General features: G+C 58.0%; 28 protein-coding genes and 1 tRNA gene. 17 read left to right on the top strand and 12 right to left on the bottom strand.

Features of this window, described 5'->3' with window-relative positions; translation table 11 throughout:
• Positions 1 to 17: 17 nt before the first annotated feature.
• The 3 genes from cpaB to MUU53_RS07470 form a co-directional block, all read right to left on the bottom strand.
• Positions 18 to 827 carry a Flp pilus assembly protein CpaB gene (cpaB, locus tag MUU53_RS07480; RefSeq protein ID WP_247260342.1) on the bottom strand — a complete coding sequence of 270 codons (810 nt, stop codon included), beginning with the start codon at positions 825 to 827 and terminating at the stop codon, positions 18 to 20.
• Between the two features lie 127 nt (positions 828 to 954).
• Complete coding sequence (locus MUU53_RS07475) at positions 955 to 1,521, bottom strand: A24 family peptidase (protein ID WP_343229103.1); 567 nt, start codon at positions 1,519 to 1,521, stop codon at positions 955 to 957.
• Positions 1,518 to 1,706 (bottom strand): Flp family type IVb pilin, encoded by a 189-nt coding sequence (locus MUU53_RS07470; protein ID WP_247260341.1) that lies wholly within the window; start codon positions 1,704 to 1,706, stop codon positions 1,518 to 1,520. The genes MUU53_RS07475 and MUU53_RS07470 overlap by 4 nt, the downstream gene beginning before the upstream one ends.
• A 399-nt stretch (positions 1,707 to 2,105) precedes the next feature.
• Between MUU53_RS07470 and MUU53_RS07465 the strand changes: the two genes are divergently transcribed.
• The 7 genes from MUU53_RS07465 (at position 2,106) to MUU53_RS07435 (ending at position 7,549) form a co-directional block, all read left to right on the top strand.
• Entirely contained in the window at positions 2,106 to 2,528 is a 423-nt protein-coding gene (locus MUU53_RS07465) for a pilus assembly protein N-terminal domain-containing protein (protein WP_247260340.1), read from the top strand.
• Positions 2,529 to 2,621: 93 nt separating this feature from the next.
• On the top strand, positions 2,622 to 3,254 hold the full coding sequence (locus MUU53_RS07460; RefSeq protein WP_247260339.1) for a TadE/TadG family type IV pilus assembly protein: 633 nt from the start codon (positions 2,622 to 2,624) through the stop codon (positions 3,252 to 3,254).
• A 26-nt stretch (positions 3,255 to 3,280) separates the two neighbouring features.
• Positions 3,281 to 3,868, top strand: a complete 588-nt coding sequence (locus MUU53_RS07455; protein WP_247260338.1) for a TadE/TadG family type IV pilus assembly protein — start codon at positions 3,281 to 3,283, stop codon at positions 3,866 to 3,868.
• Positions 3,869 to 3,981: 113 nt separating this feature from the next.
• Positions 3,982 to 5,202, top strand: a complete 1,221-nt coding sequence (locus MUU53_RS07450) for a phosphopentomutase (protein ID WP_247260337.1) — start codon at positions 3,982 to 3,984, stop codon at positions 5,200 to 5,202.
• Positions 5,199 to 6,215 (top strand): adenosine deaminase, encoded by a 1,017-nt coding sequence (locus tag MUU53_RS07445; RefSeq protein ID WP_247260336.1) that lies wholly within the window; start codon positions 5,199 to 5,201, stop codon positions 6,213 to 6,215. Before MUU53_RS07450 ends, MUU53_RS07445 begins: the two co-directional genes overlap by 4 nt.
• Before the next feature lie 73 nt (positions 6,216 to 6,288).
• A complete protein-coding gene (gene upp, locus MUU53_RS07440; RefSeq protein WP_247260335.1) occupies positions 6,289 to 6,918 on the top strand; it encodes a uracil phosphoribosyltransferase in 630 nt (209 codons plus the stop codon).
• 109 nt (positions 6,919 to 7,027) lie between these two features.
• Entirely contained in the window at positions 7,028 to 7,549 is a 522-nt protein-coding gene (locus MUU53_RS07435) for a TIGR02281 family clan AA aspartic protease (protein ID WP_247260334.1), read from the top strand.
• Between the two features lie 15 nt (positions 7,550 to 7,564).
• On the opposite strand, the gene MUU53_RS07430 is transcribed toward MUU53_RS07435, so the two are convergent.
• A complete protein-coding gene (locus MUU53_RS07430) occupies positions 7,565 to 8,068 on the bottom strand; it encodes a hypothetical protein (protein WP_247260333.1) in 504 nt (167 codons plus the stop codon).
• 121 nt (positions 8,069 to 8,189) lie between these two features.
• Positions 8,190 to 8,279 (bottom strand) — tRNA-Ser (locus MUU53_RS07425).
• A gap of 214 nt (positions 8,280 to 8,493) precedes the next feature.
• On the opposite strand from MUU53_RS07425, the gene MUU53_RS07420 reads away from it, so the two are divergent.
• The 10 genes from MUU53_RS07420 (at position 8,494) to deoA (ending at position 17,945) form a co-directional block, all read left to right on the top strand.
• Positions 8,494 to 8,808, top strand: a complete 315-nt coding sequence (locus tag MUU53_RS07420; protein ID WP_165133440.1) for a hypothetical protein — start codon at positions 8,494 to 8,496, stop codon at positions 8,806 to 8,808.
• 78 nt (positions 8,809 to 8,886) lie between these two features.
• Positions 8,887 to 9,540, top strand: a complete 654-nt coding sequence (gene msrA / locus MUU53_RS07415) for a peptide-methionine (S)-S-oxide reductase MsrA (RefSeq protein WP_247260332.1) — start codon at positions 8,887 to 8,889, stop codon at positions 9,538 to 9,540.
• Positions 9,541 to 9,781: 241 nt separating this feature from the next.
• Positions 9,782 to 10,774, top strand: a complete 993-nt coding sequence (locus MUU53_RS07410; protein WP_247260331.1) for a BMP family lipoprotein — start codon at positions 9,782 to 9,784, stop codon at positions 10,772 to 10,774.
• A gap of 82 nt (positions 10,775 to 10,856) precedes the next feature.
• Complete coding sequence (locus MUU53_RS07405; RefSeq protein WP_062555462.1) at positions 10,857 to 12,368, top strand: ABC transporter ATP-binding protein; 1,512 nt, start codon at positions 10,857 to 10,859, stop codon at positions 12,366 to 12,368.
• A 103-nt stretch (positions 12,369 to 12,471) separates the two neighbouring features.
• Positions 12,472 to 13,575, top strand: a complete 1,104-nt coding sequence (locus tag MUU53_RS07400) for an ABC transporter permease (protein ID WP_247260330.1) — start codon at positions 12,472 to 12,474, stop codon at positions 13,573 to 13,575.
• A gap of 10 nt (positions 13,576 to 13,585) precedes the next feature.
• Complete coding sequence (locus tag MUU53_RS07395) at positions 13,586 to 14,557, top strand: ABC transporter permease (protein ID WP_247260329.1); 972 nt, start codon at positions 13,586 to 13,588, stop codon at positions 14,555 to 14,557.
• A 6-nt stretch (positions 14,558 to 14,563) separates the two neighbouring features.
• Complete coding sequence (locus MUU53_RS07390; RefSeq protein ID WP_062555047.1) at positions 14,564 to 14,956, top strand: cytidine deaminase; 393 nt, start codon at positions 14,564 to 14,566, stop codon at positions 14,954 to 14,956.
• Positions 14,953 to 15,756, top strand: a complete 804-nt coding sequence (locus MUU53_RS07385; protein ID WP_247260328.1) for a purine-nucleoside phosphorylase — start codon at positions 14,953 to 14,955, stop codon at positions 15,754 to 15,756. The genes MUU53_RS07390 and MUU53_RS07385 overlap by 4 nt, the downstream gene beginning before the upstream one ends.
• A gap of 101 nt (positions 15,757 to 15,857) precedes the next feature.
• A complete protein-coding gene (gene deoC / locus MUU53_RS07380) occupies positions 15,858 to 16,628 on the top strand; it encodes a deoxyribose-phosphate aldolase (RefSeq protein ID WP_247260327.1) in 771 nt (256 codons plus the stop codon).
• Complete coding sequence (gene deoA, locus MUU53_RS07375; protein ID WP_247260326.1) at positions 16,629 to 17,945, top strand: thymidine phosphorylase; 1,317 nt, start codon at positions 16,629 to 16,631, stop codon at positions 17,943 to 17,945.
• Here the strand turns inward: deoA and MUU53_RS07370 are convergent, their stop codons facing one another.
• The 7 genes from MUU53_RS07370 to MUU53_RS07340 all read right to left on the bottom strand — a co-directional run bounded on the left by MUU53_RS07370 (position 17,946) and on the right by MUU53_RS07340 (position 22,989).
• Positions 17,946 to 18,710, bottom strand: a complete 765-nt coding sequence (locus MUU53_RS07370) for a glycosyltransferase (RefSeq protein WP_247260325.1) — start codon at positions 18,708 to 18,710, stop codon at positions 17,946 to 17,948.
• A gap of 43 nt (positions 18,711 to 18,753) precedes the next feature.
• Positions 18,754 to 19,503, bottom strand: coding sequence for a phosphatase PAP2 family protein (locus MUU53_RS07365; RefSeq protein WP_247260324.1), 750 nt, complete (start codon positions 19,501 to 19,503; stop codon positions 18,754 to 18,756).
• Positions 19,504 to 19,518: 15 nt separating this feature from the next.
• Positions 19,519 to 20,334, bottom strand: a complete 816-nt coding sequence (locus MUU53_RS07360) for a DUF1206 domain-containing protein (protein ID WP_247260323.1) — start codon at positions 20,332 to 20,334, stop codon at positions 19,519 to 19,521.
• Between the two features lie 86 nt (positions 20,335 to 20,420).
• Positions 20,421 to 21,422, bottom strand: a complete 1,002-nt coding sequence (locus MUU53_RS07355; RefSeq protein ID WP_247260322.1) for a DUF3618 domain-containing protein — start codon at positions 21,420 to 21,422, stop codon at positions 20,421 to 20,423.
• A complete protein-coding gene (locus MUU53_RS07350; protein ID WP_247260321.1) occupies positions 21,422 to 21,838 on the bottom strand; it encodes a phage holin family protein in 417 nt (138 codons plus the stop codon). Before MUU53_RS07350 ends, MUU53_RS07355 begins: the two co-directional genes overlap by 1 nt.
• A complete protein-coding gene (locus MUU53_RS07345) occupies positions 21,831 to 22,493 on the bottom strand; it encodes a nutrient deprivation-induced protein (protein WP_247260320.1) in 663 nt (220 codons plus the stop codon). The genes MUU53_RS07350 and MUU53_RS07345 overlap by 8 nt, the downstream gene beginning before the upstream one ends.
• Positions 22,494 to 22,584: 91 nt before the next feature.
• Positions 22,585 to 22,989 carry a DUF2177 family protein gene (locus MUU53_RS07340; RefSeq protein WP_247260319.1) on the bottom strand — a complete coding sequence of 135 codons (405 nt, stop codon included), beginning with the start codon at positions 22,987 to 22,989 and terminating at the stop codon, positions 22,585 to 22,587.
• Positions 22,990 to 22,994: the final 5 nt, after the last annotated feature.

The following is a 22,994-nucleotide window of genomic DNA, read 5'->3' as shown; positions in this document are numbered from 1 at the left end:
GACTGCTCCCTAAAATCTTAACGCTGGATCGAGCCGGTGGAGTTCATGTTGACGATGGAGCCTGATTTGATGATCTGCACCTCGCCCTTTCCACCACCCGCCAGCAAATGATCAGCAAATTGCGTATCCGACTCCTGCACGTCGGCGATTGATCGCAACGACAGCGTCAGGCGATCTGCCATCTGCTGTGCCACAGCAATCACGCGCGCCTGATCGGGAGTAAGTTCCAGCGTGGCGGTCGTACCAATGACCGCCTGCGATCCGTCTTCCTTCTGTTCGATACGCTGATCAATCGCCAGAACACGGATATTGTTGAGAACATTCTCAGTGGAGTAGGTGCCCTGTTCGTTTTTGCGAACCATGATGACATCGACGCGGTCATTAGGGAGCACGAAGCCGCCAGCGCCGGTGGCGACGGAAATTTCAGTTGCAACGGCGCGCTTGCCACTCGGTAGAATGGACGACATGATTCGGTTGGAGGAATCTGCGACTTTTTCGGCGCGAATCGGTTCGCCTGCAAACAGCGGAAGACGGACGATGGCGCCGTTCAGTTCCTGGACCGCCTTTGGCCTTGCGGTCTCGGTGATGAAACCTTCCATCAAGCCGCTTTCAGGCCAGGCCATCCAGTGAATCGATTTTTCGTTGAGGCGTGCACCGACAGGGAGATTGGCCGAGGAGACAAGGACGTTGATTGTCGGCTCCTTACGGATAATCTCCGTAGGAGTCTCGACAACAGTCTTCTCACCTGACAGCCTCAATGCCAGCATACCGGCAAGGCCGGCTGCAACCACAGCGACGGTAAGAATGATCAGACGGGCGGGTTTCATGGCAAATCCTTGACGGGACCAACTGGTTCCCCGCAGATTTGACCGCGAATGGTGTAATTATGGTTAACGTCCGCCTATGAGACATGGTTAAGCAGAGTTTAAATCAATTTGTTGCAAGTCTTCGAACTCAGGGAGCCGCCAAAAAGATCGGCGCCTGCGGCATGGCCATGAGCGCGCCCACAGCAATCGCTATCCCATAGGGGATCTTTTTCGTCGTGGTCAGCGATGTGGGCAGCCAGACACCACGATCGGTCACCCAATGCGATTTCCAACGGATTGCGAGTATGGCGAGGGTCAAAACTCCGCCCGCAAACGCCACATTGACAAGGAAGACCAGGAGAGCCGGTGTCAGGCCAAACCAGAGCGCGAGTGCCGTTAGCAGCTTTGCATCGCCTCCACCCATTACGTTCAGCACGAAGAGCAGAAAACAAACCGCGAAAACCGCGACGGCCACTCCGAGGGAGTAGCCTATCGCGGCCGCGGACATTTCAGAAAGCCAAGCGGCTGGTATGAATAGGATGATGAGCGCCAAGCTAAGCCAGTTAGGGATCTTCATTGTTAGAAAATCACTAAGTGCTGCATAGATTAAGCATGCAGAAAAGGCAGCAAAAATAAACTGCATTACCTCATCTTCCACGCTATAGTTGTTGCGAGTCTGAGAGAAACGAGTCCAACAATCCAAAAGCGTCGTCACTGCCCAGCTTTTGTTGCTGCATTGCTCATTTTATTTGAGATATTTTGGAAAGTGTTGTTAAGGTTGTTGCCGAGCGTGCTGGCACCAGCAATGAGCGCGACCGAAATGAGCGCGGCGATCAGGCCATATTCGATAGCCGTTGCACCGGACTCTTCCTTTACGAAACGTGCGAAAATCTTGGACATGCGTCTCTCCTACTCCGGGGATCTCTATTTTCAGCATTGCCGACAACTGTTGTCCGCTGTTCGGTGAGCTCAAATTACGGGGAGGCGATTTCCATTCACTTAATAAAGCTGGTTAGCATTAGGTTAACTAGGCCTTCCAACCCCTGTGGTAAAACACCGATAAAGCGAATCGTTTCAATTTTACCTAAGGGCCTATTTTGATGGCATCATCTCTGTAATCGTTGAGATCGCTTCCATTTTAGCTCTCAGAGAATAATACACGCGCCCCGAAATAAGACAACCTGAGCACGAATAAGCTGTCTCAAATCGACATTTTGGCATGAAATGCGCCATTAAGGTTTCATTCACCAAATTGCGTCATGGTCTGAAACAGTACATCGATTTAGAGGCTCAAAGCCCATGCCGTCGAATTTGCTGGCCGTGCTCTTGGCCGCCATCTCTTTTGCTCTTCCTTCAATGGCCTTCTCCGAAGAAGCTGCGGGGATCATGCGTGTCTACATGAATCAGGCACGGATACTGAAGCTCGATCGACCAGTGAGCAAAGTCATTGTCGGGAATGCTCAGGTGGCAGATGCAACGGTCGCGGACCCACTGACCATCGTTCTGACGGGCCGGTCCTACGGCGCCACGAACCTTGTCCTCCTTGATGCAGAAGGCAATGCCATTGCTGATGAACGGGTGCTTGTCTCGATCGACGAAGGCAATACCGTTCGTGTCTTCCGACAGACGGATCGCGCAGTTCTTTCCTGCACGCCGAACTGCGAACAGCACTCAGCCAATAATGGCGCCAGCGGCGTAACCAATGGAGCGTCGGGTAACTGAGCTGTTCCTTACTGGTGCAAATAGAGCGACTGCGGCAACGGAATTTCAATAAAGTCGGCATAGCGTCGAGCCTTCCACGGAGACGTTACTGCCATGTGTGAGGATCACGGATCCCGGCCCAACATTCCGGCCCAGGCCCCGCGAAAAGGCCCCCGACGGAGGTTCTGGCGATCGCAGGATGGCGCAGCAGCGATTGAGTTCGCCATCCTGGCCATTCCTTATTTTATGATCATCTTTGCGATCATCGAGACATTCGTTGCCTATACTGCGGAACAGCTTATTGGCAACGCGACCGACACGCTGGCGCGGCAGTTGCGTACTGGGCAGATCACGGCTGGTCTCGGTAGAACGACAGACAAGAACCAGACACAATTTCGCCAGCTCTTCTGCAACGAGATCTCGATCATGATCTCATGCTCTGCGTCCGAGATCACGACGCCGAAACAGCTTTATCTCGATGTACGCAGCTTTGCGTCCTTTGCCCTTGTCCCGACCGCGATCCCCCGCAAATCAACGAGCACCTACGCCGATATAGATCCAACGAGCTTCGGCTACAGCCCGGGCGGGCCGAAATCGATCAACATCGTCCGTGCCTATTATCGCTGGCAGATTATCACGGATCTCATCCGGCCCTACATCACGAACATCCGGCCCGCAGACGGATCGCTCCCAACCGATTTCCTAATCGTTGCCACAGCAGCCTTTCAGAACGAGGATTATCCATGAGGATCTTCGGAAGGCAGCTTCGTGATATGAGATCGGACGTTTCCGCTTTTCACGGTGTCATTCTGCAGTTACAGCGTCTGCTGGGTGATCGGCGCGGGGTTGGGGCGGTGGAGTTTGCCATCCTCGCACCAATCCTCATCGCGATCTACATAACCTGCTTCGAGCTGACGATAGGCCTCAGCGTCTCCAAGCGGGTGACCAAGGCTACCGGCACGGTCGCCGACCTTGTCACGCAGCAGACAAGCGTGACGAAGCTCTACCTCGCAAGCATGATCGACGTCAGCAAGGCAATCTTCGTACCCTACAATACCAGCACGACCAACCTGAAACTCAAGATCACTGGTATATCTGTCGATTCAACAGGAACGCCTAAAGTCGTCTGGTCGTGGGACCAGGGTGGCGGTAGGCCTTACACTGTCGGCGCGACGGTAACGGGTGTGCCGACGGAGCTGAAAACGGCCAACTCCTTTCTGGTTCGGTCAGAACTTTCCGTACCCCATGAGCTGTTCATGCTGACGCCGGTTCTATCATCCGCGACACGCTCCATCACAATATCCCGAAGCTACTTTTACCGGCAAAGAATGGGCGACTCCATCGCATGTGGCGATTGCTAATCCAAGTACCTTGGTAGCCGACGTGATACCGGATTTGCTGCTTGAGGCAGCACTGTATAAGAAGGAAGAATGCGGACCAGTGTTCGTAAATTCGTCCCCTCACAGGTGAAATGATGGCGCGTGCTTTTCTTTTTGTTCTGGATTCCTTCGGCATAGGCGGTGCGCGCGATGCAGATCGCTATGGAGATCTTGGGGCAGACACCCTTGGCCACATTGCCGAATACTGCGCAGGCGGAGCCGCAGACCGAAAAGGCCTGCGTGAAGGGCCGCTGAAGCTTCCGAACATGTCGGCACTCGGCCTGCTTCATGCGGCCAAGCTCTCGACGGGCGCCTTTCCGGCAGGAATGCCGGTTCCGGAAAAGCTTTACGGACTCTACGGCGCAGCAAGCGAGGTATCGCGTGGCAAGGATACACCGTCCGGCCATTGGGAAATCGCAGGCGTTCCTGTGACGTTCAACTGGGGTTATTTCCCGACGGAAGGCGACGCTTTCTCTCCTGAACTGGTTGCGGCTATCTGTCGAGAGGCTGAAGTTCCGGGTATTCTTGGCAATTGCCATGCATCGGGAACGGAGATCATCGCCCAATGGGGCGAAGAGCACATCCGCACCGGAAAGCCAATCTGCTACACATCGTCCGATTCAGTATTCCAGATCGCCGCGCATGAGACCCATTTTGGACTCGAGCGACTGTTGAAACTGTGCGAAACCGTTCGAACCCTGCTGGACCCCCTCAATATCGGGCGCGTGATCGCACGGCCCTTCATTGGCGAAAGTGCTTCGACTTTCGAGCGGACCGGGAACCGCCGGGATTTTTCCGTTCTTCCACCAGAACCCACCCTGCTGGACCGGCTCGTCGAAGCCGGACGCAGCGTTCACGCCGTCGGCAAGATCGGAGACATATTTGCTCATCAGGGTGTCTCCCGTATCATCAAGGCAAACGGCAACATGGCCCTGATGGATGCGACACTCAGCGTTATCGATGAGGCTCAGGACGGCGATCTCGTCTTCACCAATTTCGTCGATTTCGACATGCTCTATGGCCACCGACGCGATGTCCCGGGCTATGCTGCAGCACTGGAGGCCTTCGATGCGCGACTTGGCGAAGTCAGCCGCAAGCTGGGTCCGGGCGATCTTCTGATCCTGACCGCGGACCATGGCTGTGACCCGACCTGGCGCGGAACCGATCATACGCGCGAAAGGGTTCCAGTTCTGGCCTTCGGGCAAGGATTGGGCTCACGGACCATCGGCATTCGCGGCACCTATGCCGATATCGGCGAAACCATTGCCGCGCATCTCGGCATTCCGGCAGGCAGACACGGACGGAGCTTCCTGTGACACACCATCTCCTGAAGGCAGAGATCCACTGCCACATCGAGGGCGCTGCGCCGCCCACCCTCGCCATTGCACAGGCGCGTCGGTATGGCGTCGATCCCTCCAGTTTCATGGCAGGAGATACTTACGCGTGGACTGATTTCGCCGAGTTCATCAAGGCCTATGATCGGGTTGCTGCCCTGTTTCGCACCGAGGCCGATTATGCGCTGCTGACCGAGACCTATCTGACCGAGCTGGCAGCCATCAACACAATCTATAGCGAAATCATCGTCTCGCCGGACCATGGAGACCGCATCGGCCTTGGCGCGGACGCCTATCTGGCAGGCATCTGCCAGGGCATTCATTCGGCACGGGAGAAGACCGGCATCGAAACACGCATCATCGTCACGGGCGAGCGTCACTTTGGTCCGGAAAGCGTCGTCAAGGCTGCCCGCTATGCGGCAGCAAGCCGCAACCCGCTCATCACTGGCTTCAATCTGGCCGGTGAAGAGCGGATGAACCGCGTGGCAGATTATGCGTCAGCCTTCGATATCGCGCGGGAGGCCGGACTCGGTCTCACCATTCACGCGGGCGAGGTCTGCGGTGCCTTCAGCGTAACCGATGCTCTGGATCTCATTCATCCGGCGCGCATCGGTCACGGCGTTCGCTCGATCGAGGATCCCTCTCTCATCGAACGGCTGGTCCGTGAACAGGTGGTACTGGAAGTCTGCCCAGGCTCCAACGTGGCGTTGAATGTGTTTCCGAGCTTTGAGAGCCATCCCTTGCCGCAGCTGATCGAGGCAGGCGTCCGGGTCTGCATCAACTCTGACGATCCGCCGTTTTTCGGTACATCGCTGGCTCGGGAATACGAGATCGCTTCCACCATCATGAAACTGACCGATCACCAGCTCAACGCGATGACACGGACAGCGCTGGAATCGGCATTCGTGGACGCGTCTACCAGAGCATCACTTCTTGCACGGTTTGATCAATCCGTGGAAGACACGGCTGGGGATGGCGGCTCAAACGGCGGTTGATGTCTTGCGAAGCTGCGCATTTGCGTAGATGAAGAAACGACAAGAGAAATAAGAAGAGCGAAGGCAGGTTCTCATGGACGGCGTGACAGTCATCAATCATCCTCTGGTGCAGCACAAGCTGACCATCATGCGGCGCAAGGAAACCTCGACCTCGAGTTTTCGCCGGCTGCTTCGGGAGATCTCGACTCTCCTCTGCTATGAGGTCACGCGCGATCTCGAACTGACGATGGAAACGATCGAAACGCCGCTCACGGAGATGCAGTCGCCTATCCTGGAAGGCAAGAAGCTTGTCTTCGCCTCCATTCTGCGGGCTGGCAATGGTCTCCTGGAAGGGATGCTGGAACTCGTGCCGGCTGCCCGCGTCTCCCATGTCGGCGTCTATCGTGATCACGAAACGCTTGAAGCCGTCGAATATTATTTCAAGGCTCCGGAGAATCTTGCAGAGCGCCTGGTCATCGTCGTCGACCCGATGCTGGCCACCGGCAATTCATCCATTGCAGCCATCGAGAAGCTCAAGGAGCGCGGCGCGAGGAACATTCGCTTCCTGTGCCTGTTGGCAGCGCCGGAAGGCATCAAGAATTTCCAGGAAGCACATCCCGATGTGCCGATCTTCACCGCCTCTATCGACAGCCATCTGAACGAGAAGGGCTATATCATGCCAGGTCTCGGCGATGCCGGCGACCGCATGTACGGCACAAAGTAAGCTGCCGTTAACCACGACTGAAATAACGCCCGCCGTTCATCGCTGCGGGCGTTTTTCGTTCAACCTTGTGATGTAGGGTTCGTCGACAATCATAATAGTCAAGGTTCCCATGCTGCGCTTCGTCCTCCTGTTAAGCTTTGTCGCCGCAGCTGCATCGCAGATCCCTTATGTGATGGGCCTTACGCAATCCAAGCCTGCATCGCAGGAAGGAACCGCTGCTTTACGCTCCGCTTCCGGGCAAGGCGCAGCCACAGGCAGTGGTTTGGGCGTCACACTCAGTGCCGATGCTCGTGGGCATTTTCAGGCAACCTTCCGCTTGAATGGCAAGCCCGTGGAGGGGATGATCGACACTGGTGCATCCTCTATCGCCATCAACGAAGCGACGGCAAAACGGCTCGGCTTCTCCAGCAATTCTCTTGACTACCGCTATGCCATCAGCACCGCGAACGGCTCGACCAAAGGCGCTCTGGTGCGTCTTGACAGGGTGGAGATCGGCAGCATCCGGGTCACTGGCGTCGATGCAATGGTTCTCAAGGATGATGCTCTCAGCGGCACTCTCATTGGCATGAGTTTTCTGAAACGGCTCTCGTCGTTTCAGGTCGCCGACGGCTCACTAAGGCTCGTCCAGTAGAAGCGAAAACCGGATTCAGCTCTTTTTCAGATTGAGCTGCGTGGTAACGATGCTCTTGCCCGACTTCGGGTCCTTGTCGATGGTCCGGATCTGGAGACCGTTGGCCCCAACCTTTCGAACCTCCATCCTCGCCTTCCGATCGCCATAGACCACGTTGGCCCAGGTCACATCAAAGCTGATGGTATTGCCGAAGCGCGACCCGACGAGTGTTGACGGCTTTCCAGACACGCCAACATAGGTTCCGGAATAGCGGGCGCCGGATGCCGTGACATTGGCATTGAAGCCGCGCGATATCACCACCAGTGCGCGACAGGATCCGTCCATCTGGAAGCGTGAAGCATTCGCCTTCGACTGCATGTTGCAGGTCACATTGACCTTCTGTCCGCCAAGTTCTCGAAGAACGAGCCCGCCACCGGTCCACCGCCCCTCGATGGATTTCAGAAATTGCTCTTCGGATGCGGATGCGGTTTCAACAGAAAGACAGGAAAATGCGAGCACTGCGGCGATCAGCAACTTCATGAGGGTGTCTCCGGCGTTGGATGACACAGAACATCATGACCGCGCGATTCGTTCCGTTAGACGAGCGACGCTGGTGACTGCGTGGTGCTCAAATCGTCAATATTTCGGAACATCGGCGGGATGGCGGACAGAGAGGGATTCGAACCCTCGATACGCTTTCACGTATACACGCGTTCCAGGCGTGCGCCTTCAACCACTCGGCCACCTGTCCTTGCTATCCAAGGGCTGCCTTGCGGTGTTGTGCGAAGCAGCGGTCGGGGCGGATATATACCGATGAATTTCAAAGGATCAACCCGATTCTGAAAGAAATGTGACCTGTCCCCAAACTCTCTTCAAATCCATGCCTTGCGATGCAGCGTTTGCAATCCGCGGAAGACACCTATAGGTTGGCGAAAATCCAGTCCGGCTCGAGGGATCACGCACCGATGGCGTTCTTTTTGCGCTTCCTAAGCCTGCTTCTTCTCCTCGGGGCAATTGCCGCCGGCACCGTTGATTCCATCGTATCCGTAGCATCTTCGAAAGTCATCCTGACCAGCTTCGAACAGGACTGGCTGGCGTTAAGCCCGGATTCGCTCCCCCTAGCGAAGCAGTGGGTTGAACACTATATTCACCCTGAAGCTTGGCGCAGCGGACTTGCCGTCATCATTGCACAACCGGCCTTTGTCGTTCTTCTCGGTTTGTCGCTCCTGTTCTGGATGATCGGCTACCGTCGCCCGCGCCCGCAAGCATTGCTGGTTTAGCCTCCATTCCGGGGGCACAGCGCCTCTCCGCACCGAATCTGTCGGAATGCGGAAGCAGGCTCACGCAAGGAGGCAAGGATGTTTTTGATCGACATGTTCAACAAGAAGACGGTCATGCCCACGCCAGACACCGCTCTGCCGGGGCGCACGGACCCTCTGCCGACCGCCACGCATCACTTCGTCAACGGCAACCCTCTCAAGGGTCCCTATCCCGATCATCTGAATATTGCCTATGTTGGCATGGGCTGCTTCTGGGGCGCTGAGCGTCTGTTCTGGAAAACGCCGGGTGTCTGGGTCACGGCTGTCGGTTATCAGGGAGGGATTACCAGGAACCCCACCTATCACGAAACGACAACGGGCATGACCGGGCACACGGAAATCGTCAAAGTCGTGTTCGATCCGTCGCAGGTTTCCTACGATCAGTTGCTGAAGATCTTTTTCGAAGAGCACGATCCGACGCAGGGCATGCGGCAGGGCAATGATATCGGCACGACATACCGTTCGGCAATCTACACGACCAGTCCGGAACAGCAGGCGGCGGCCGAAGCGGCACGGGATCGTTTCCAGCAAGCCCTGAACGATGCCGGAAACCGGTCCCAGATCACGACTGAGATCAAGCCGGCGGAAGAGTTCTACTATGCCGAAGACTATCACCAGCAATATCTGGCCAAGAATCCCGGTGGATATTGCGGCCTGCGCGGCACCGGCGTTTCCTGCCCGATCGAGCGTTGATCTGACGAAATTCTGATCAGAAAGCCGCGGAATTCATCGCTTCCGCGGCTTTATTTGTGCAGTCCTTCAACAATATCTGCGTTTTTTACCAGATGAAAAATTTCTGGTGAATTTCCTTCGCAGCCATGCAAGGATGGGCTCTAGCCAGTCATAATAGACAACCGCTGGCGACCGCAGACATGCCTCGAACAGGGCATGCGGGGGGACCCATGATGAACGCAAAAAATAATAGGGCTGCACGATGAAGAAAACCCTTCTCTCAATTCTTGCCTTGGCCGCGCTTTCGACCACGGCTCTGGCCGCTGATGTCAAGCCGGCGCTGGTTTACGGCACGGGCGGCAAGTTCGACAAATCCTTCAACGAAGCGGCCTATCAGGGCGCCGAGAAGTTCAAGAAGGAAACGGGTACCGACTACCGCGATTTCGAGCCGACCAGCGACACGCAGGGCGAACAGGCAATCCGCAACTTCGCCTCCAAGGGCTTCAACCCGGTTGTTGCCGTGTCCTTTGCCTGGACATCGGCCATGGAGAAGGTCGCTGCTGAGTTTCCGAACACCAAGTTCGTGATCGTTGACTCCGTCGTCAAGCTGCCTAACGTCCGCTCCGTCGTCTTCAAGGAAGAGGAAGGTTCCTACCTCGTTGGCGTCATGGCGGGTCTGGCTTCGAAGTCCGGCAAGGTCGGCTTCATCGGCGGCATGGACATTCCGCTGATCCGCAAGTTCGCCTGCGGCTACGCCCAGGGCGCCAAGGCCGCAAATGCAAAGATCCAGGTCTTGCAGAACATGACAGGCACCACTGGTGCTGCATGGAACGACCCGGTTCGCGGCGGTGAACTGACGAAGAACCAGATCGACCAGGGCGCGGATGTCATCTACGCGGCAGCCGGTGCAACGGGTCTCGGCGTTCTGCAGACGGCAGCCGACAACAAGAAGCTTTCGATTGGCGTGGATTCCAACCAGAATCACCTGCATCCGGGTTCCGTCCTGACCTCGATGGTCAAGCGCGTCGATCTGGCTGTCTACAACGCCTACAAGGATACCGCTTCGGACAAGTTCACCGGCGGCATCCAGGCCAATGGCGTAAAGGAAGAAGGCGTCGGCTACGCGATGGACGACAACAACGCCAAGCTGGTAACGCCGGAAATGAAGGCCGCCGTCGAAAAGGCGAAGGCCGATATCATTGCGGGAACGATCAAGGTTCACGACTACATGTCGAGCAACAGCTGCCCGATGTAATCAACGCGAGGGGGCGTATGGTGCAAACGGTGCATCATACGCCCTCTTCATGTCCGGCTTCCGGAAAGGAAAGGCAAGACGCGTGAGCCATAACCCAGCGATCGAACTGGTGGGCATCGACAAGAGTTTCGGTGCTGTTCATGCCAACAAGAATATCCACCTGAAGGTGGAAAAGGGCACAATTCACGGCATCATCGGGGAAAACGGTGCCGGTAAATCCACACTCATGTCCATTCTCTACGGCTTCTACCAGGCCGATAGCGGGGAGATCCGCATCAACGGCCAGGCCTTAAGCATCAAGGACAGCCAGACGGCCATCGCATCCGGCATTGGCATGGTGCACCAGCATTTCATGCTGGTCGAGAACTTCACGGTTCTGGAAAACATCATGCTGGGCGCAGAAGGCGGGCAATTGCTGGCCAAGGGGGTTTCGTCGGCGCGCAAGGAATTGAAGCGCCTGGAGGACGAGTACGACCTGAAGGTCAACCCCGATGCCGTGATCGAAGACCTGCCCGTCGGAACGCAGCAGCGCGTGGAAATCCTCAAAGCTCTCTATCGCGGCGCAGACATCCTCATTCTGGATGAACCGACCGGCGTTCTGACTCCTGCCGAAGCGGACCACCTGTTCAAGGTACTCAAAGTCCTGCGCGACCAGGGCAAGACGATCATTCTCATCACCCACAAGCTGCGCGAGATCATGGCGATCACTGATGAGGTTTCCGTCATGCGCCGCGGCGAGATGGTGGCGACGCGCAAGACTGCCGAGACGACGGTGGAAGAACTGGCGGAACTGATGGTCGGTCGCCGCGTGCTGCTTCGAGTGGAAAAGGGCGAAGCCAATCCCGGCAAGATCCTGCTGTCGGTCAAGAACCTGACCGTCAAGGACAGCCGTGGCGTGACCATGGTCGACAATGTCTCCTTCGATGTGCGAGAAGGCGAGATCGTCGGTATTGCAGGCGTTGCCGGAAACGGCCAATCGGAATTGCTAGAGGCCATTGCAGGTATCCGCAAACCCTCCTCCGGCGAAATCCTCATCGATGGCAAGCCCATTGCCAATGCAGACCCTGCACGCCTGCGTGAACTGGGGCTTGCGCATATTCCTGAAGACCGGCACCACATGGGTCTCGTGCTGAAGTTCGAGGAGTACGAAAATGCCGTCCTCGGCTATCACCGCGATCCGAAATACGGCAAAGGCGCCCTGCTCGACCTGAAGGCCATCCAAGCGGAAGCTGTTGAGAAGATCGAGAAGTATGACATTCGGCCGCCGAACCCGCGGCTCAAGACCGCCAATTTCTCCGGCGGCAACCAGCAGAAGATCGTCGTTGCCCGCGAGATCGAACGCGATCCGAAAGCACTGATCATCGGCCAGCCGACACGCGGCGTCGATATTGGTGCCATCGAGTTCATTCACCGGCGCATCGTTGAAATGCGGGATGCCTCCAAGGCGATCCTGCTTGTCTCGGTCGAGCTCGACGAGATCCGCTCGCTGTCCGACCGTATCATCGTCATGTTCGCGGGCAGGATCGTCGGCGAAAAAACGCCGGAAGCGGACGAACAGACACTTGGCCTGATGATGGCGGGGATTGCGGCATGACCCTTCCCGCCCACAGCATCATCCCCCCCTATTCTGACGGCATGGAGAGCAGGGAGATCGGGTTTGCCCGCACCGTCTCCATGACGATGAGGACCACCTGCCCATGAGCACAGCCTCCGTACCCTTGCCCAACTGGATTACTTACGGATTGATTCCGCTGCTCAACCTGATTGTGGCCTTCTTCATTTCCGGCCTCGTAGTCTGGTGGATTGGCGAAAATCCGTTCACGGCGCTCCGCCTGCTCATCGAAGGTGCGCTCGGTCGCGGAGACGCCATCGGATTCACGCTGTTCTATACCACGAGCTTCATCTTCACGGGCTTATCCGTCGCGGTCGCCTTTCATGCGGGCCTGTTCAATATCGGGTCTGAAGGTCAGGCCTATATTGGCGGCCTGGGTGCAGCTCTCGTGGCGCTTGCACTTGATCAATATGTGCCGTGGTATGTCACCATGCCGTTCGCCATCATGGGCGCGGCACTCTTCGGCGCGGGCTGGGCGTTCATTCCCGCCTGGTTGCAGGCCAAGCGCGGAAGCCACATCGTCATCACCACCATCATGTTCAACTTCATCGGCGCGGCGCTGATGGTCTATCTGTTGGTGAACGTGCTGATCGTTCCGGGCAAGATGGCACCGGAAACCCGCACCTTCCTGCCGGGTGGGCAATTGCCGAAGCTGGACTGGCTGATGGCGCTCTTCGGAGCGAAGCTCGGACCTGCGCCTTTCAACGTCTCTTTCATCATCGCGCTCGTGATGTGCTATCTGGTCTGGCTACTGATCTGGCGCACGAAGCTCGGCTACGAGATGCGCACGCTCGGCATCAGCCCTTCGGCGGCGGTCTATGCAGGCATTCCCTATTCGCGCACGGTCATCATCGCCATGCTGATTTCCGGCGGCCTTGCAGGCATGATGGCTCTCAATCCTGTCATGGGAGCATCGGCGCGCCTGCAGGTCGAGTTCGTCGGCGGTGCAGGGTTCGTCGGTATCGCTGTTTCCCTGATGGGTCGAAGCCATCCGGTCGGCATCATCTTCGCGGCGTTGTTGTTTGGCATTCTCTATCAGGGCGGCGCGGATCTCTCGTTCGAAATGCCCAATATCACGCGTGAGATGATCGTCGTCATCCAGGGTCTGGTGATCCTGTTTGCCGGTGCGTTGGAATACATGTTCCGGCCAGCTCTCGTTCATGTCTACCAACGTTTCAAGCGGGCTTGAGGAGGACGTCATGGATTTCTTCGATATCGTCGTCAGCATCCTCGGTTCGACAATCCGCCTGTCGATCCCGCTGCTGTTTACAGCACTCGCCGGATTGTTTTCCGAACGCGCCGGCATTTTCGACATCGGCCTTGAAGGCAAGATGCTTGCTGCCGCCTTTGCATCCGCCTGTGTCGCCTATATCACCGGCAACGCCTGGCTTGGGCTTCTGGGCGGCATTGGTGTTTCGCTGGTCTTCTCGCTGATCCATGGCTTTGCCTCGATCACCAATCGCGGCAACCAGATCGTGTCCGGCGTCGCGCTGAATTTCGTGGCTGCCGGATTGACTATCGTTCTGGGTCAGGCCTGGTTCGGCCAGGGCGGACGTACGCCGCAATTGACCGGTGAAGGGCGTTTTGCGCCGATCATCCTGCCCTTCGTCGATGTGGTGCGCGATGTACCGATCATCGGGCCGCTTTATGCAAATGTGATTTCCGGCAACAACATCCTGACCTATCTGGCCTTTGCGGCGGTGCCGCTGTCCTGGTGGGTGCTGTTCCGCACGCGTTTCGGTCTTCGCCTGCGTGCCGTTGGCGAAAATCCGGGCGCTGTCGATACGGCGGGCATTTCTGTCACCTGGCTTCGCTATCGCGCTGTGCTGGTCGCCGGCTTCCTCTGCGGCTTCTCTGGCGCCTATCTGGCCATTGCGCAATCCGCCGCCTTCATCAAGGACATGTCTGCGGGCAAGGGCTATATCGCGCTGGCCGCACTGATCTTCGCCAAATGGAAGCCGGTGCCTGTCATGTTCGCCTGCCTGCTATTCGGCTTCCTCGATGCATTTGCCAACTTCATGCAGGGTAAGGCGGTTCCGGGCATTGGCGAAGTGCCGGTACAGATCTTCCAGGCGCTGCCCTATATCCTGACCTGTATCCTGCTTGCAGGCTTTATCGGCATCGCACATCCGCCAAAGGCTGGTGGCGTGCCCTATACGAAGGAGCGTTGAGTTTCCATGTCCCACGACCTGTTCGAAGCAGCGCGCGATGCCATGGCTCGCGCCTACGCTCCTTATTCCAAGTTTCCGGTTGGCGCGGCTATCCGCGCCGATGATGGCAAGATCTATGTCGGCGCCAATATTGAAAACCTGTCCTTTCCGCAGGGCTGGTGCGCAGAGCCAACCGCCATCGGCAATATGGTGATGGGCGGCGGGCGCAGAATCGTCGAAATGGCGGTGATTGCGGAAAAGCTGGCGCTCTGCCCGCCCTGCGGCGGCTGCCGCCAGAAGATTGCCGAGTTCGCCGGTCCAGAAACCCGCGTCTATCTCTGCGATGAGGTCGGCGTGCAAAAGACCATGACCATGGAAGAGCTGCTCCCCTTCTCGTTCAAGACCGAGATGCTCGGATGAGATCCGTCATCGACCTTCTCGTCGACCGCTTCAACGGGCTGATGCCCCGCCATGCCATCGTGCTGGGCTCGGGGCTCGGCTCGCTGGTCTCCGGCATGGATGATCCGGTCCGGGTGTCCTATGCCGAACTGCCGGGCTTTCCGGCAAGCGGTGTGACGGGCCATGCGGGTGAACTGGTGGCCGGGATGCTGGGAAACCATCCCGTCGTCATGCTGTCAGGTCGCGCGCATTATTATGAGCACGGCGATGCGGCGGCAATGCGCTTCCCGATCGAGGTGCTTCACGGCCTAGGCGTTCAATCACTGATCCTTACCAATTCGGCGGGCTCCGTCCGCGAAGACATGCCGCCCGGCTCCGTCATGCAGATGACGGATCACATCAATTATTCCGGCATGAACCCGCTGATCGGGACCTCCGGTGACAAGCGGTTCGTCGGCATGACCAATGCCTATGACGAAGGTCTTTCAACCGCGATCCGAAATGCCGCCATCCGCACGACCACGCCCCTTTTCCAAGGCGTCTATATGTGGTTTTCAGGCCCAAGCTTCGAGACGCCTGCCGAAATCCGCATGGCGCGTATTCTGGGCGCCGATGCCGTCGGCATGTCGACGGTGCCGGAAGTCATTCTGGCGCGCTATGTGGGCCTGAAGGTTGCCGCCTGCTCGGTGATCACCAATTACGGGGCCGGAATGACCGGTGCGGAACTGTCCCACGAAGAGACCAAGGAAATGGCGCCCAAAGGCGGTCAACGTCTCGCCGCCATTCTGAAGGATATGTTCATCCAGCCGAGCATTGCCTGAACGACCTTCTCGCTCAAATTCATTCACGAACCCGACATGGGTTGCGTCTAATCGATTGAAGGATAATTATGCATTCTCCGACCAACCCGGGAGGGATCACCATGGAATTGCTGGGCCCGCGCGAGATTGCCGCGTTTGCGCTTTCGCTTCTGGATCTGACCAACCTGCGTGACGATTGCGATGCATCCGCCATCGAGACACTGTGCAAGCGTGCGCAAGGACCGAATGGAAATGCAGCCGCCATCTGCATCTGGCCGCGTTTCGTAGCGCAGGCCCGTGGCATCCTCGGCACCAGCAATCCGGTTCGCATTGCGACGGTGGTCAATTTCCCATCCGGCAATCTGCCCGTTTCAGAGGTCGTGGAAGAAACGCGCAAGGCAATCGCCGATGGCGCAGATGAAATCGATCTCGTCATCCCCTATGCGAAGTTTCTGGCGGGTGACGAGGCGTCCGTCAGCGAGATGGTACGCGCGGTTCGCGCCGCATGCCCGAATTCCTGCCTGAAGGTCATTCTGGAAACCGGCGAAATCAAGGATGCGGCTCTTATTCGCCGTGCCTCGGAGCTGGCGATTGCAGAGGGTGCGGATTTCATCAAGACCTCCACCGGCAAGGTGCAGGTCAATGCAACGCTCGAAGCTGCCGATATCATGCTGCAGGCCATCCGCGACAGCCGCAAGAAGGTAGGCTTCAAGCCGGCGGGCGGCATATCGACCGTGGCGGATGCGGATCTCTACCTGCGACTTGCGGAAACCATCATGGGTGCCAACTGGCTGATGCCGTCTACCTTCCGCTTCGGCGCGTCCGGTCTGCTGGACGATATCAGCGCCGTGCTGAGCGGTTCCACGTCTGCGCGCGCCTCCACCGGATATTGATTGACCATGCTGCCGCAGGAAATCATTCGTCGCAAACGCGACGGCCACGCGCTGTCTGAGGCGCAGATCCGCGCATTCATCAGAGGTCTGACCAACGAAAGCATTTCGGAAGGCCAGGTTGCGGCCTTTGCCATGGCAACCTTCTTCAGGGGAATGGATCGCGATGAGGTGATTGCACTGACGCTTGCCATGCGCGATAGCGGCGATGTGCTGAACTGGTCGGAAACCGGCAAGCCGATCGTGGACAAGCATTCGACGGGCGGCGTTGGAGACAATGTATCGCTGATGCTTGCGCCGATCGTTGCCAGCTGGGGCCTGACCGTGCCGATGATTTCGGGACGTGGCCTTGGCCATACCGGCGGTACGCTGGACAAGCTGCAAAGCATTCCAGGCTATCAGGTCATGCCAGGCACGGATGTGCTGCGCAAGGCGATCAAGGAGGTTGGCTGCGCCATCATCGGCCAGACCACCGACCTTGCGCCGGCTGACAAGCGCCTCTATGCCGTGCGCGACGTGACGGCGACTGTGGAATCCATCCCGCTGATCACCGCCTCGATCCTGTCCAAGAAATTGGCCGCAGGCCTGCAAAGCCTCGTGCTCGATGTGAAGTTCGGCAACGGCGCCTTCATGCAGGAACTTGGCGATGCCGAGGCCCTGGCGCAATCACTGGTCGAGGTCGCCAACGGCGCGGGCGTGAAGACCTCGGCCATGCTGACGGACATGAACGAGCCATTGGCCGATGCTGCGGGCAATGCGCTGGAGGTCGTCCACGCGATCGATTTTCTTCAGGGCAAGAAGCAAGGTACTCGTATCGAAACAGTTACCTTTGCCTTTGCAGCCGAGATGCTGCTGCAGGGCGGCGTGGCTGAAACGCTGGAAGACGGTGTCGAAAAGGCGCGCAAGTCGGTCTCCTCCGGGCGCGCGCTCGATACCTTCGCCCGCATGGTGAATGCGCTTGGCGGGCCGCAGGATTTCGTGGCGCATCCGCAGGACCACATGTTCCGCGCACCGTTCATTACCGCCGTCACAGCTCCCTCCAGCGGTTATCTTTCCGCGTGCGACACACGGGGGATTGGCCTTGCAGTGGTGGAACTCGGCGGTGGGCGCATGCGTGCCTCTGACGATATCGATCCGCGTGTCGGGCTGGACCGCATTCTTCCGCTTGGCACACGGGTCGAAAAGGGTGAACCCATTGCCTATGTCCACGCGGCCGATCAGGAGAGCGCGGATCGGGTCGCGGCGCGGGTCGCTTCTCTCTACACGCTGTCGGACGTACCGGTCCTGACACGTCCGCCGGTGCTCAAGAAGATCGGCTGATCAGGCGCTAGCCACGAGATCGAGAATCTGGCGTTCGGAGATCTCCTTGCGATTACGCACCTGCCAGTGAACGAAGGCGGTATCCGGCTTCGTTTCCTTCGCCCGATAGTCCTCGCCAATGTCGCCCTGCTCGAGAATGCGGTTCCAGCGCTGCTCGAGCGCGGTAAACTGCATGCCGGCGCGGAAGCAGGAAATCCCGAGATAGTTCTGGTCCAGCCTGTAGAAGCGCGGAAGAATGGCGACGCGCATCGCCATGACATAGGTCCTGATCTGCGGAAAATGCTGGTATGCCGCCATCATGCCTTCCCGGGTATAGGCGATGACGCCTGAATTGAAGACACGCGGGCTGCGATCCGCCGTGCGTGGCGGCGTCGCGTGAAAGAAGGCGCTGCCGAACGCTCCCCAACGCATGTCATTGCTGTGACGGATGGGCGATTTCCGCTCTTTTCGCAGCTGGGGCTGGGCCAGTTCCTCTACCATGCCGATGTGGTTGACGGGCGTGGTCAGGATTTCACCGGAGGCATTGTCCTTTGGAAACACATCTGCATCAACGTAGATGACGCGATCATAGTTGTGAAAATCCGGGTCCCAGACGGGTCGAACCGCATGATAATATTCGGCATATTTGCCGGTGAAGAAGGTCGGGTTTTCCTCGAAGAAATAGTCGGCGCCATGCCGGTCGGCATAATCCCGGAACAGACGACGGCTCAGGCGGGCATAGTCGGGAATCTCGCCCTTCCAGAACTGATAGATCAAGGTCTTCACGCCATACCCCTGCAGTGCTCCGCCCCATCGGCGATATCACTCCTTACCCATTGGCCGGGGAATCGTCCATCTTTGGATGTAAGGGCTGCGGTTCAGGCTTTGCCGAGACGAAGGATCGAGCCACCAGAGCACAACCGACAGCCCAGGTGGCACCGGCACACCAGCCGCCCAGAACATCGGTCGGGTAATGCACGCCGAGGAAGATACGGCTGAGACCGATCATCAGCGTCAGGAAAAGCGCTGCAGCGATCATGAAGAGGCGCGTCGCTCTCGTCGTCTGCGTTCGGGCCAGAAGCGCTCCAAGCGTGAGATAGGTCACCGCAGAGAGCATGGCGTGACCGCTCGGAAAGCTTAAGTCTCGCACATCGACAAGATGCGGCACGATATCGGGACGAGGCCGCGCGATGATGACTTTGAGCGCAGTGCTGGCAAGCCAGCCGCCCAGGATCGAACAGGCGGTAAAGATCGCAATCCTGATGCGACGGGAAATGACAAGATAGGTCGTTGTCAGCAGGGTCATCAGCGAAAGCACCGTCACGCCGCCCAGACTGGTGATGTCCTGAACGGCATGGGTCAGCCAGTAGGGCCCGATCGTCTCTCCCAGATCGCCTGAGCGACGAAGCGCCAGCAGGATCGCTTCGTCGAGCGCGTGCGTATCGCCTTCCACAACCTCGCCTGCCAGCATGGCAAACAGCAGCGCGCCGCCCGTCAGAATGCCGAAGAAAACAAGAGTCGTGAGTTCGAAGCGCTTCAGACGATCAATCAGGGATTGGGCATAGCGTAAGTTCGTCATTGGCACTCTGTTGCCTCAGATGGCAGGAATGGAGCGACGGGCCTGATCGAGGCTTGGGGGTGCAACGCGACGGTAACGGGCTTCGACGAAGCCATAGATACCGAAACAGGCCAGACCAAGACCGATCGCGAGATAAAGCACACCACCCAAGGGCAACTGACGAACCCATGTCAAGGCATCGGCCATGCTTCCCGCCTGGTCCGGATCAACCATGAAAGCCGCATAGAGAAAAAATACTGCAATGATCAGGAAGACGATACCCTTGGCGACGAGACCATAAACGCAACAACTGTCCAGCGCGGGATGCAAATTGGCGTCGAAGGCCAGATAGCGATGGTAGCTGCGTCGGATGCCTTTGACGATGTGGGCTGCACCAGCACCAAGGATGCACAGACCGACGATCCCGACCAGATAGCGACCGTAGGGTTGCTGCATCAACCATTCGGTCCAACTCGAGGAGTCCTCGCCGGATTGCCCCGTACTCATCATCAGCGCATGGGTCACGGCAAAGAGTGCCAGACCGCTATAGGTAATGGCGCTGATCAACAATCCGGCCCTGACCACGTAGCCCTTCAGGTCAGCCGGGTGGTTATCCGCGTTGGCAAGCGACTGGGCCAGCCGCCAGACAATGAATCCAATGAGACAGATACCGATAAATCCGAGCCAGATGCGACCAAATGGCTGAGACAGCACCATTTGCAGTGCGGATTCGGAATCCGGGCTACCGCCACCGATACTGCCAAGGACCGCCATCATTCCCACGAGAACATAAACCAGCCCTCGTGCGGCATAGCCTGCTCTTGCCATCCATTCGAATTTTTCGCTGCCCATGGGTCCAATCTTTCAATGGAAGAGGCCCGTCAACGCGTGACGGGCCTCTGTTGTTTCATGAAGAAGTCATAAAGGGTGACCCAAGCTCAATGCGGGCGTGGGGCCGACCCATTGCTCGGGGTGTGGAACTGGCGCGCCTCTTCGACAATGCGGTCTTTCGCAGCATCATGGACGTCAGAAACAACAGCAGCTGCAGTGTGCGAGACCTCCGTTGCCACGGCTTCCGCCTTGTCCATGGCGTGAGACGCTTCTGCCGCCACCCTGCCCTTTACGTCATCGGACATTTCGCCCATCAGAGCGTCCTCGCGCTCTGTCCGAGGAAGGGCAGCGCCAATGGCCGCACCGACCGCGAAAGCAAGAGCGCCACCAACAAGCGGTTGATCACGAAACTGGCGAAAGATCGTTTCATTGAGAGCCTGTGCCGAATCCCGGACAGAAGCGCCCATGTCCATCGTCGTGCGGCCTGCGGTTCGTCCCGCCTCCGAAACATGGTGACCGGCACGGGCCGCCGAATGTTTGAGATCCTGCCAGGATGCGGCGACCCAGCCCGAGGCATCATCGAACAAGCGTCCGGTCTCGTCCCGGATATCGTGGATTTGACGACCTGTCTTATCCGCAAAGCCGCGATAGGTTCTCCCGGCCTCATCCGTAAAGTGTCCGGCACGATTTCCCGCAGCATCGGACATTGCCCTGAATTTTGCGCCGGCCTCATCCGTAAAGTGGCTATAGCGGCTTTCACCGATCTGCTCGACAGGGCCGGTGCGGCGTATTGTGCCGGTCACGGGTACCAGCGGATGCTCTTGCGACTTTCCGACATCCGTTTGAGCCGAAGGTTTCTGGCCAGACATGAGCCAGGTCAGGCTAACGCCCATCAGGGCCACAGGGATCGGGTTCGATTTCATGGAGCCGGTGAGGTTCGAAAGAAACTCCGCGCCGCCACTCCCCTTTGCGTAAGCGATCGCCTCATCAACAAGCTGGCCGGGCGACATGCGGTTCTGGATCTCGTCGAGCTTGGCGTTGATGCGCTGGCGATCCTGTTCGATTTCGCGCTCGATCTCTTCCGGGGTGCGTTCCGTAGAATAGGCCATTATGTTCTCTCCTTCAGCACCTGAACATCGCGTTGCAGGGAATGGGTCGTGCGGTCGAGGTTCATCGAGCTGCCCTTCAACACAGCGAGGCCGCGCGAAATCATGCCCCAGCCGATGACGGCGACGACGAGACCCACAACCACGGCTGCGATGGCGTCTGCATTACGTTCAGCAAAGCCCATTGAAAGCAGGAGGGCCGAAAGCCCGCTGACGGCGGCTGCAAGCAAGACGCCGATGGCGCCAATGGCAAACACCAGGCCTGCCGCCATCATCTCGACGCCTGTCATGGCCTTGGAGACTTTCTCGGAGGCCTCTGCTTTCGCCAGATTGATCTCTTTGCGAAACAGGCCGGACACATCGCCTACGAGGCCCGTCAGAAGTTCAGACAAGGGGCGGTTTTCAACGGGATTAGACATTCGACGCTCCTGTCGTGCGAGGGATCGAGGAACCAGCACTGGAGGTGCTGGACGGAGGGGACGCAGGAGCACTGGTGGCGGGAGCCTGGCGCATCGCGGATTCCGCAACAGAATGGCGAGCGTGAAGATCGCCTGTCGATGTCGTCTGAGACGAGCCTGCCTGACGGCTGGCCGATGCTGTTACGAAGCGGCTTGCCGCAAGACCTGCCATTGCAGCAAGTCCGAGAAACGCAAGCGGCTGGCGTCGACCGAAGTCTTCCGCCATGCCTGCAATCTCGCCCATGCTGCGGCCTTTGATGTCGTCCGCAAACCGATGGACACTTTCACCCATCTGGCGCGCCATTCGGCCGACTTCGCGGTTCTCGCCCTGTTCAAGCTCGGCACCAACCTTTTCCATCGCCTGGGCCAGTCCCGCCACGCGCTCGGCGGCGTATCCCTTCTGGCTATCGGCCAGTTCCTCGGCTTTCGTGGTCGCCTGCGAGATCTTGTCTCTTGCGATATCCTTGACCTCGGCAACATCATCCTTGGCCTTCTGGCTCAGCTCCACCATAGGCGGCTTGGACGACGCGGATGTCTGGCCGGGTTCCGGCCGCATGCTGCCATAGGTGGTGCTTGCGCGACCATCCCCGGGGAAGGTAGTGTCCCTGTCTGTCATGTCTCTCTCCTGTTGACGATCCTGGCTCTGCAGGACCGAACAGGAGTGAATGCGCTTTGTTCCAGAGAAGCGTGGAGCTTGTTAAAGCGGCTCAGCCGACAATTTTTTGCGTGATCGCAAGGCCTGCGGCGGCCGCGACACCGGAGAGGATTGTTCCCCAGGCCATATCCACAAGGCTCATGGCGAGCGGCCAGTTTTTCAATGTGGAAAGATTGGTAATGTCATAGGTCCCGTAAGCGATGAGACCGAGGATTGCGCCGGACAAAAGCGCCTGCGTCCAGCTGCCGCCGGACAGATAGGGCTGTACGGCGAAATAGACGAGACCGGCCACATAGATGAGATAGAAGGCACCGGCTGCCAGAAAATCCGGGCGCTCGCGCATCATGTCGCCGAGCTGGCTTCGATAGAAGCCGGTCGCGACCTTGCCGAGCCAGACAAAATCGAGACCGAAGAAGACTGCCGCTGTCGCAAGGTAGGCCACCACGTAGACATACATCAGTA

Source organism: Affinirhizobium lemnae (assembly GCF_022968395.1).
In the GTDB taxonomy this organism is placed as follows: domain Bacteria; phylum Pseudomonadota; class Alphaproteobacteria; order Rhizobiales; family Rhizobiaceae; genus Neorhizobium; species Neorhizobium lemnae.
Note: the sequence above shows the minus strand (reverse complement) of the source record. Positions and strands in the feature narration are given on the sequence as shown.

Coding starts and splice junctions, on each gene's coding strand:
- cpaB (WP_247260342.1), bottom strand. CDS start 827: ATGAAACCCGCCCGTCTGATCATTCTTACCGTCGCTGTGGTTGCAGCC.
- MUU53_RS07470 (WP_247260341.1), bottom strand. CDS start 1,706: ATGTCCAAGATTTTCGCACGTTTCGTAAAGGAAGAGTCCGGTGCAACG.
- MUU53_RS07465 (WP_247260340.1), top strand. CDS start 2,106: ATGCCGTCGAATTTGCTGGCCGTGCTCTTGGCCGCCATCTCTTTTGCT.
- MUU53_RS07460 (WP_247260339.1), top strand. CDS start 2,622: ATGTGTGAGGATCACGGATCCCGGCCCAACATTCCGGCCCAGGCCCCG.
- MUU53_RS07455 (WP_247260338.1), top strand. CDS start 3,281: ATGAGATCGGACGTTTCCGCTTTTCACGGTGTCATTCTGCAGTTACAG.
- MUU53_RS07450 (WP_247260337.1), top strand. CDS start 3,982: ATGGCGCGTGCTTTTCTTTTTGTTCTGGATTCCTTCGGCATAGGCGGT.
- upp (WP_247260335.1), top strand. CDS start 6,289: ATGGACGGCGTGACAGTCATCAATCATCCTCTGGTGCAGCACAAGCTG.
- MUU53_RS07435 (WP_247260334.1), top strand. CDS start 7,028: ATGCTGCGCTTCGTCCTCCTGTTAAGCTTTGTCGCCGCAGCTGCATCG.
- MUU53_RS07430 (WP_247260333.1), bottom strand. CDS start 8,068: ATGAAGTTGCTGATCGCCGCAGTGCTCGCATTTTCCTGTCTTTCTGTT.
- MUU53_RS07420 (WP_165133440.1), top strand. CDS start 8,494: ATGGCGTTCTTTTTGCGCTTCCTAAGCCTGCTTCTTCTCCTCGGGGCA.
- msrA (WP_247260332.1), top strand. CDS start 8,887: ATGTTTTTGATCGACATGTTCAACAAGAAGACGGTCATGCCCACGCCA.
- MUU53_RS07410 (WP_247260331.1), top strand. CDS start 9,782: ATGAAGAAAACCCTTCTCTCAATTCTTGCCTTGGCCGCGCTTTCGACC.
- MUU53_RS07400 (WP_247260330.1), top strand. CDS start 12,472: ATGAGCACAGCCTCCGTACCCTTGCCCAACTGGATTACTTACGGATTG.
- MUU53_RS07395 (WP_247260329.1), top strand. CDS start 13,586: ATGGATTTCTTCGATATCGTCGTCAGCATCCTCGGTTCGACAATCCGC.
- MUU53_RS07390 (WP_062555047.1), top strand. CDS start 14,564: ATGTCCCACGACCTGTTCGAAGCAGCGCGCGATGCCATGGCTCGCGCC.
- MUU53_RS07385 (WP_247260328.1), top strand. CDS start 14,953: ATGAGATCCGTCATCGACCTTCTCGTCGACCGCTTCAACGGGCTGATG.
- deoC (WP_247260327.1), top strand. CDS start 15,858: ATGGAATTGCTGGGCCCGCGCGAGATTGCCGCGTTTGCGCTTTCGCTT.
- MUU53_RS07365 (WP_247260324.1), bottom strand. CDS start 19,503: ATGACGAACTTACGCTATGCCCAATCCCTGATTGATCGTCTGAAGCGC.
- MUU53_RS07360 (WP_247260323.1), bottom strand. CDS start 20,334: ATGGGCAGCGAAAAATTCGAATGGATGGCAAGAGCAGGCTATGCCGCA.
- MUU53_RS07355 (WP_247260322.1), bottom strand. CDS start 21,422: ATGGCCTATTCTACGGAACGCACCCCGGAAGAGATCGAGCGCGAAATC.
- MUU53_RS07350 (WP_247260321.1), bottom strand. CDS start 21,838: ATGTCTAATCCCGTTGAAAACCGCCCCTTGTCTGAACTTCTGACGGGC.
- MUU53_RS07345 (WP_247260320.1), bottom strand. CDS start 22,493: ATGACAGACAGGGACACTACCTTCCCCGGGGATGGTCGCGCAAGCACC.
- MUU53_RS07340 (WP_247260319.1), bottom strand. CDS start 22,989: ATGTATGTCTACGTGGTGGCCTACCTTGCGACAGCGGCAGTCTTCTTC.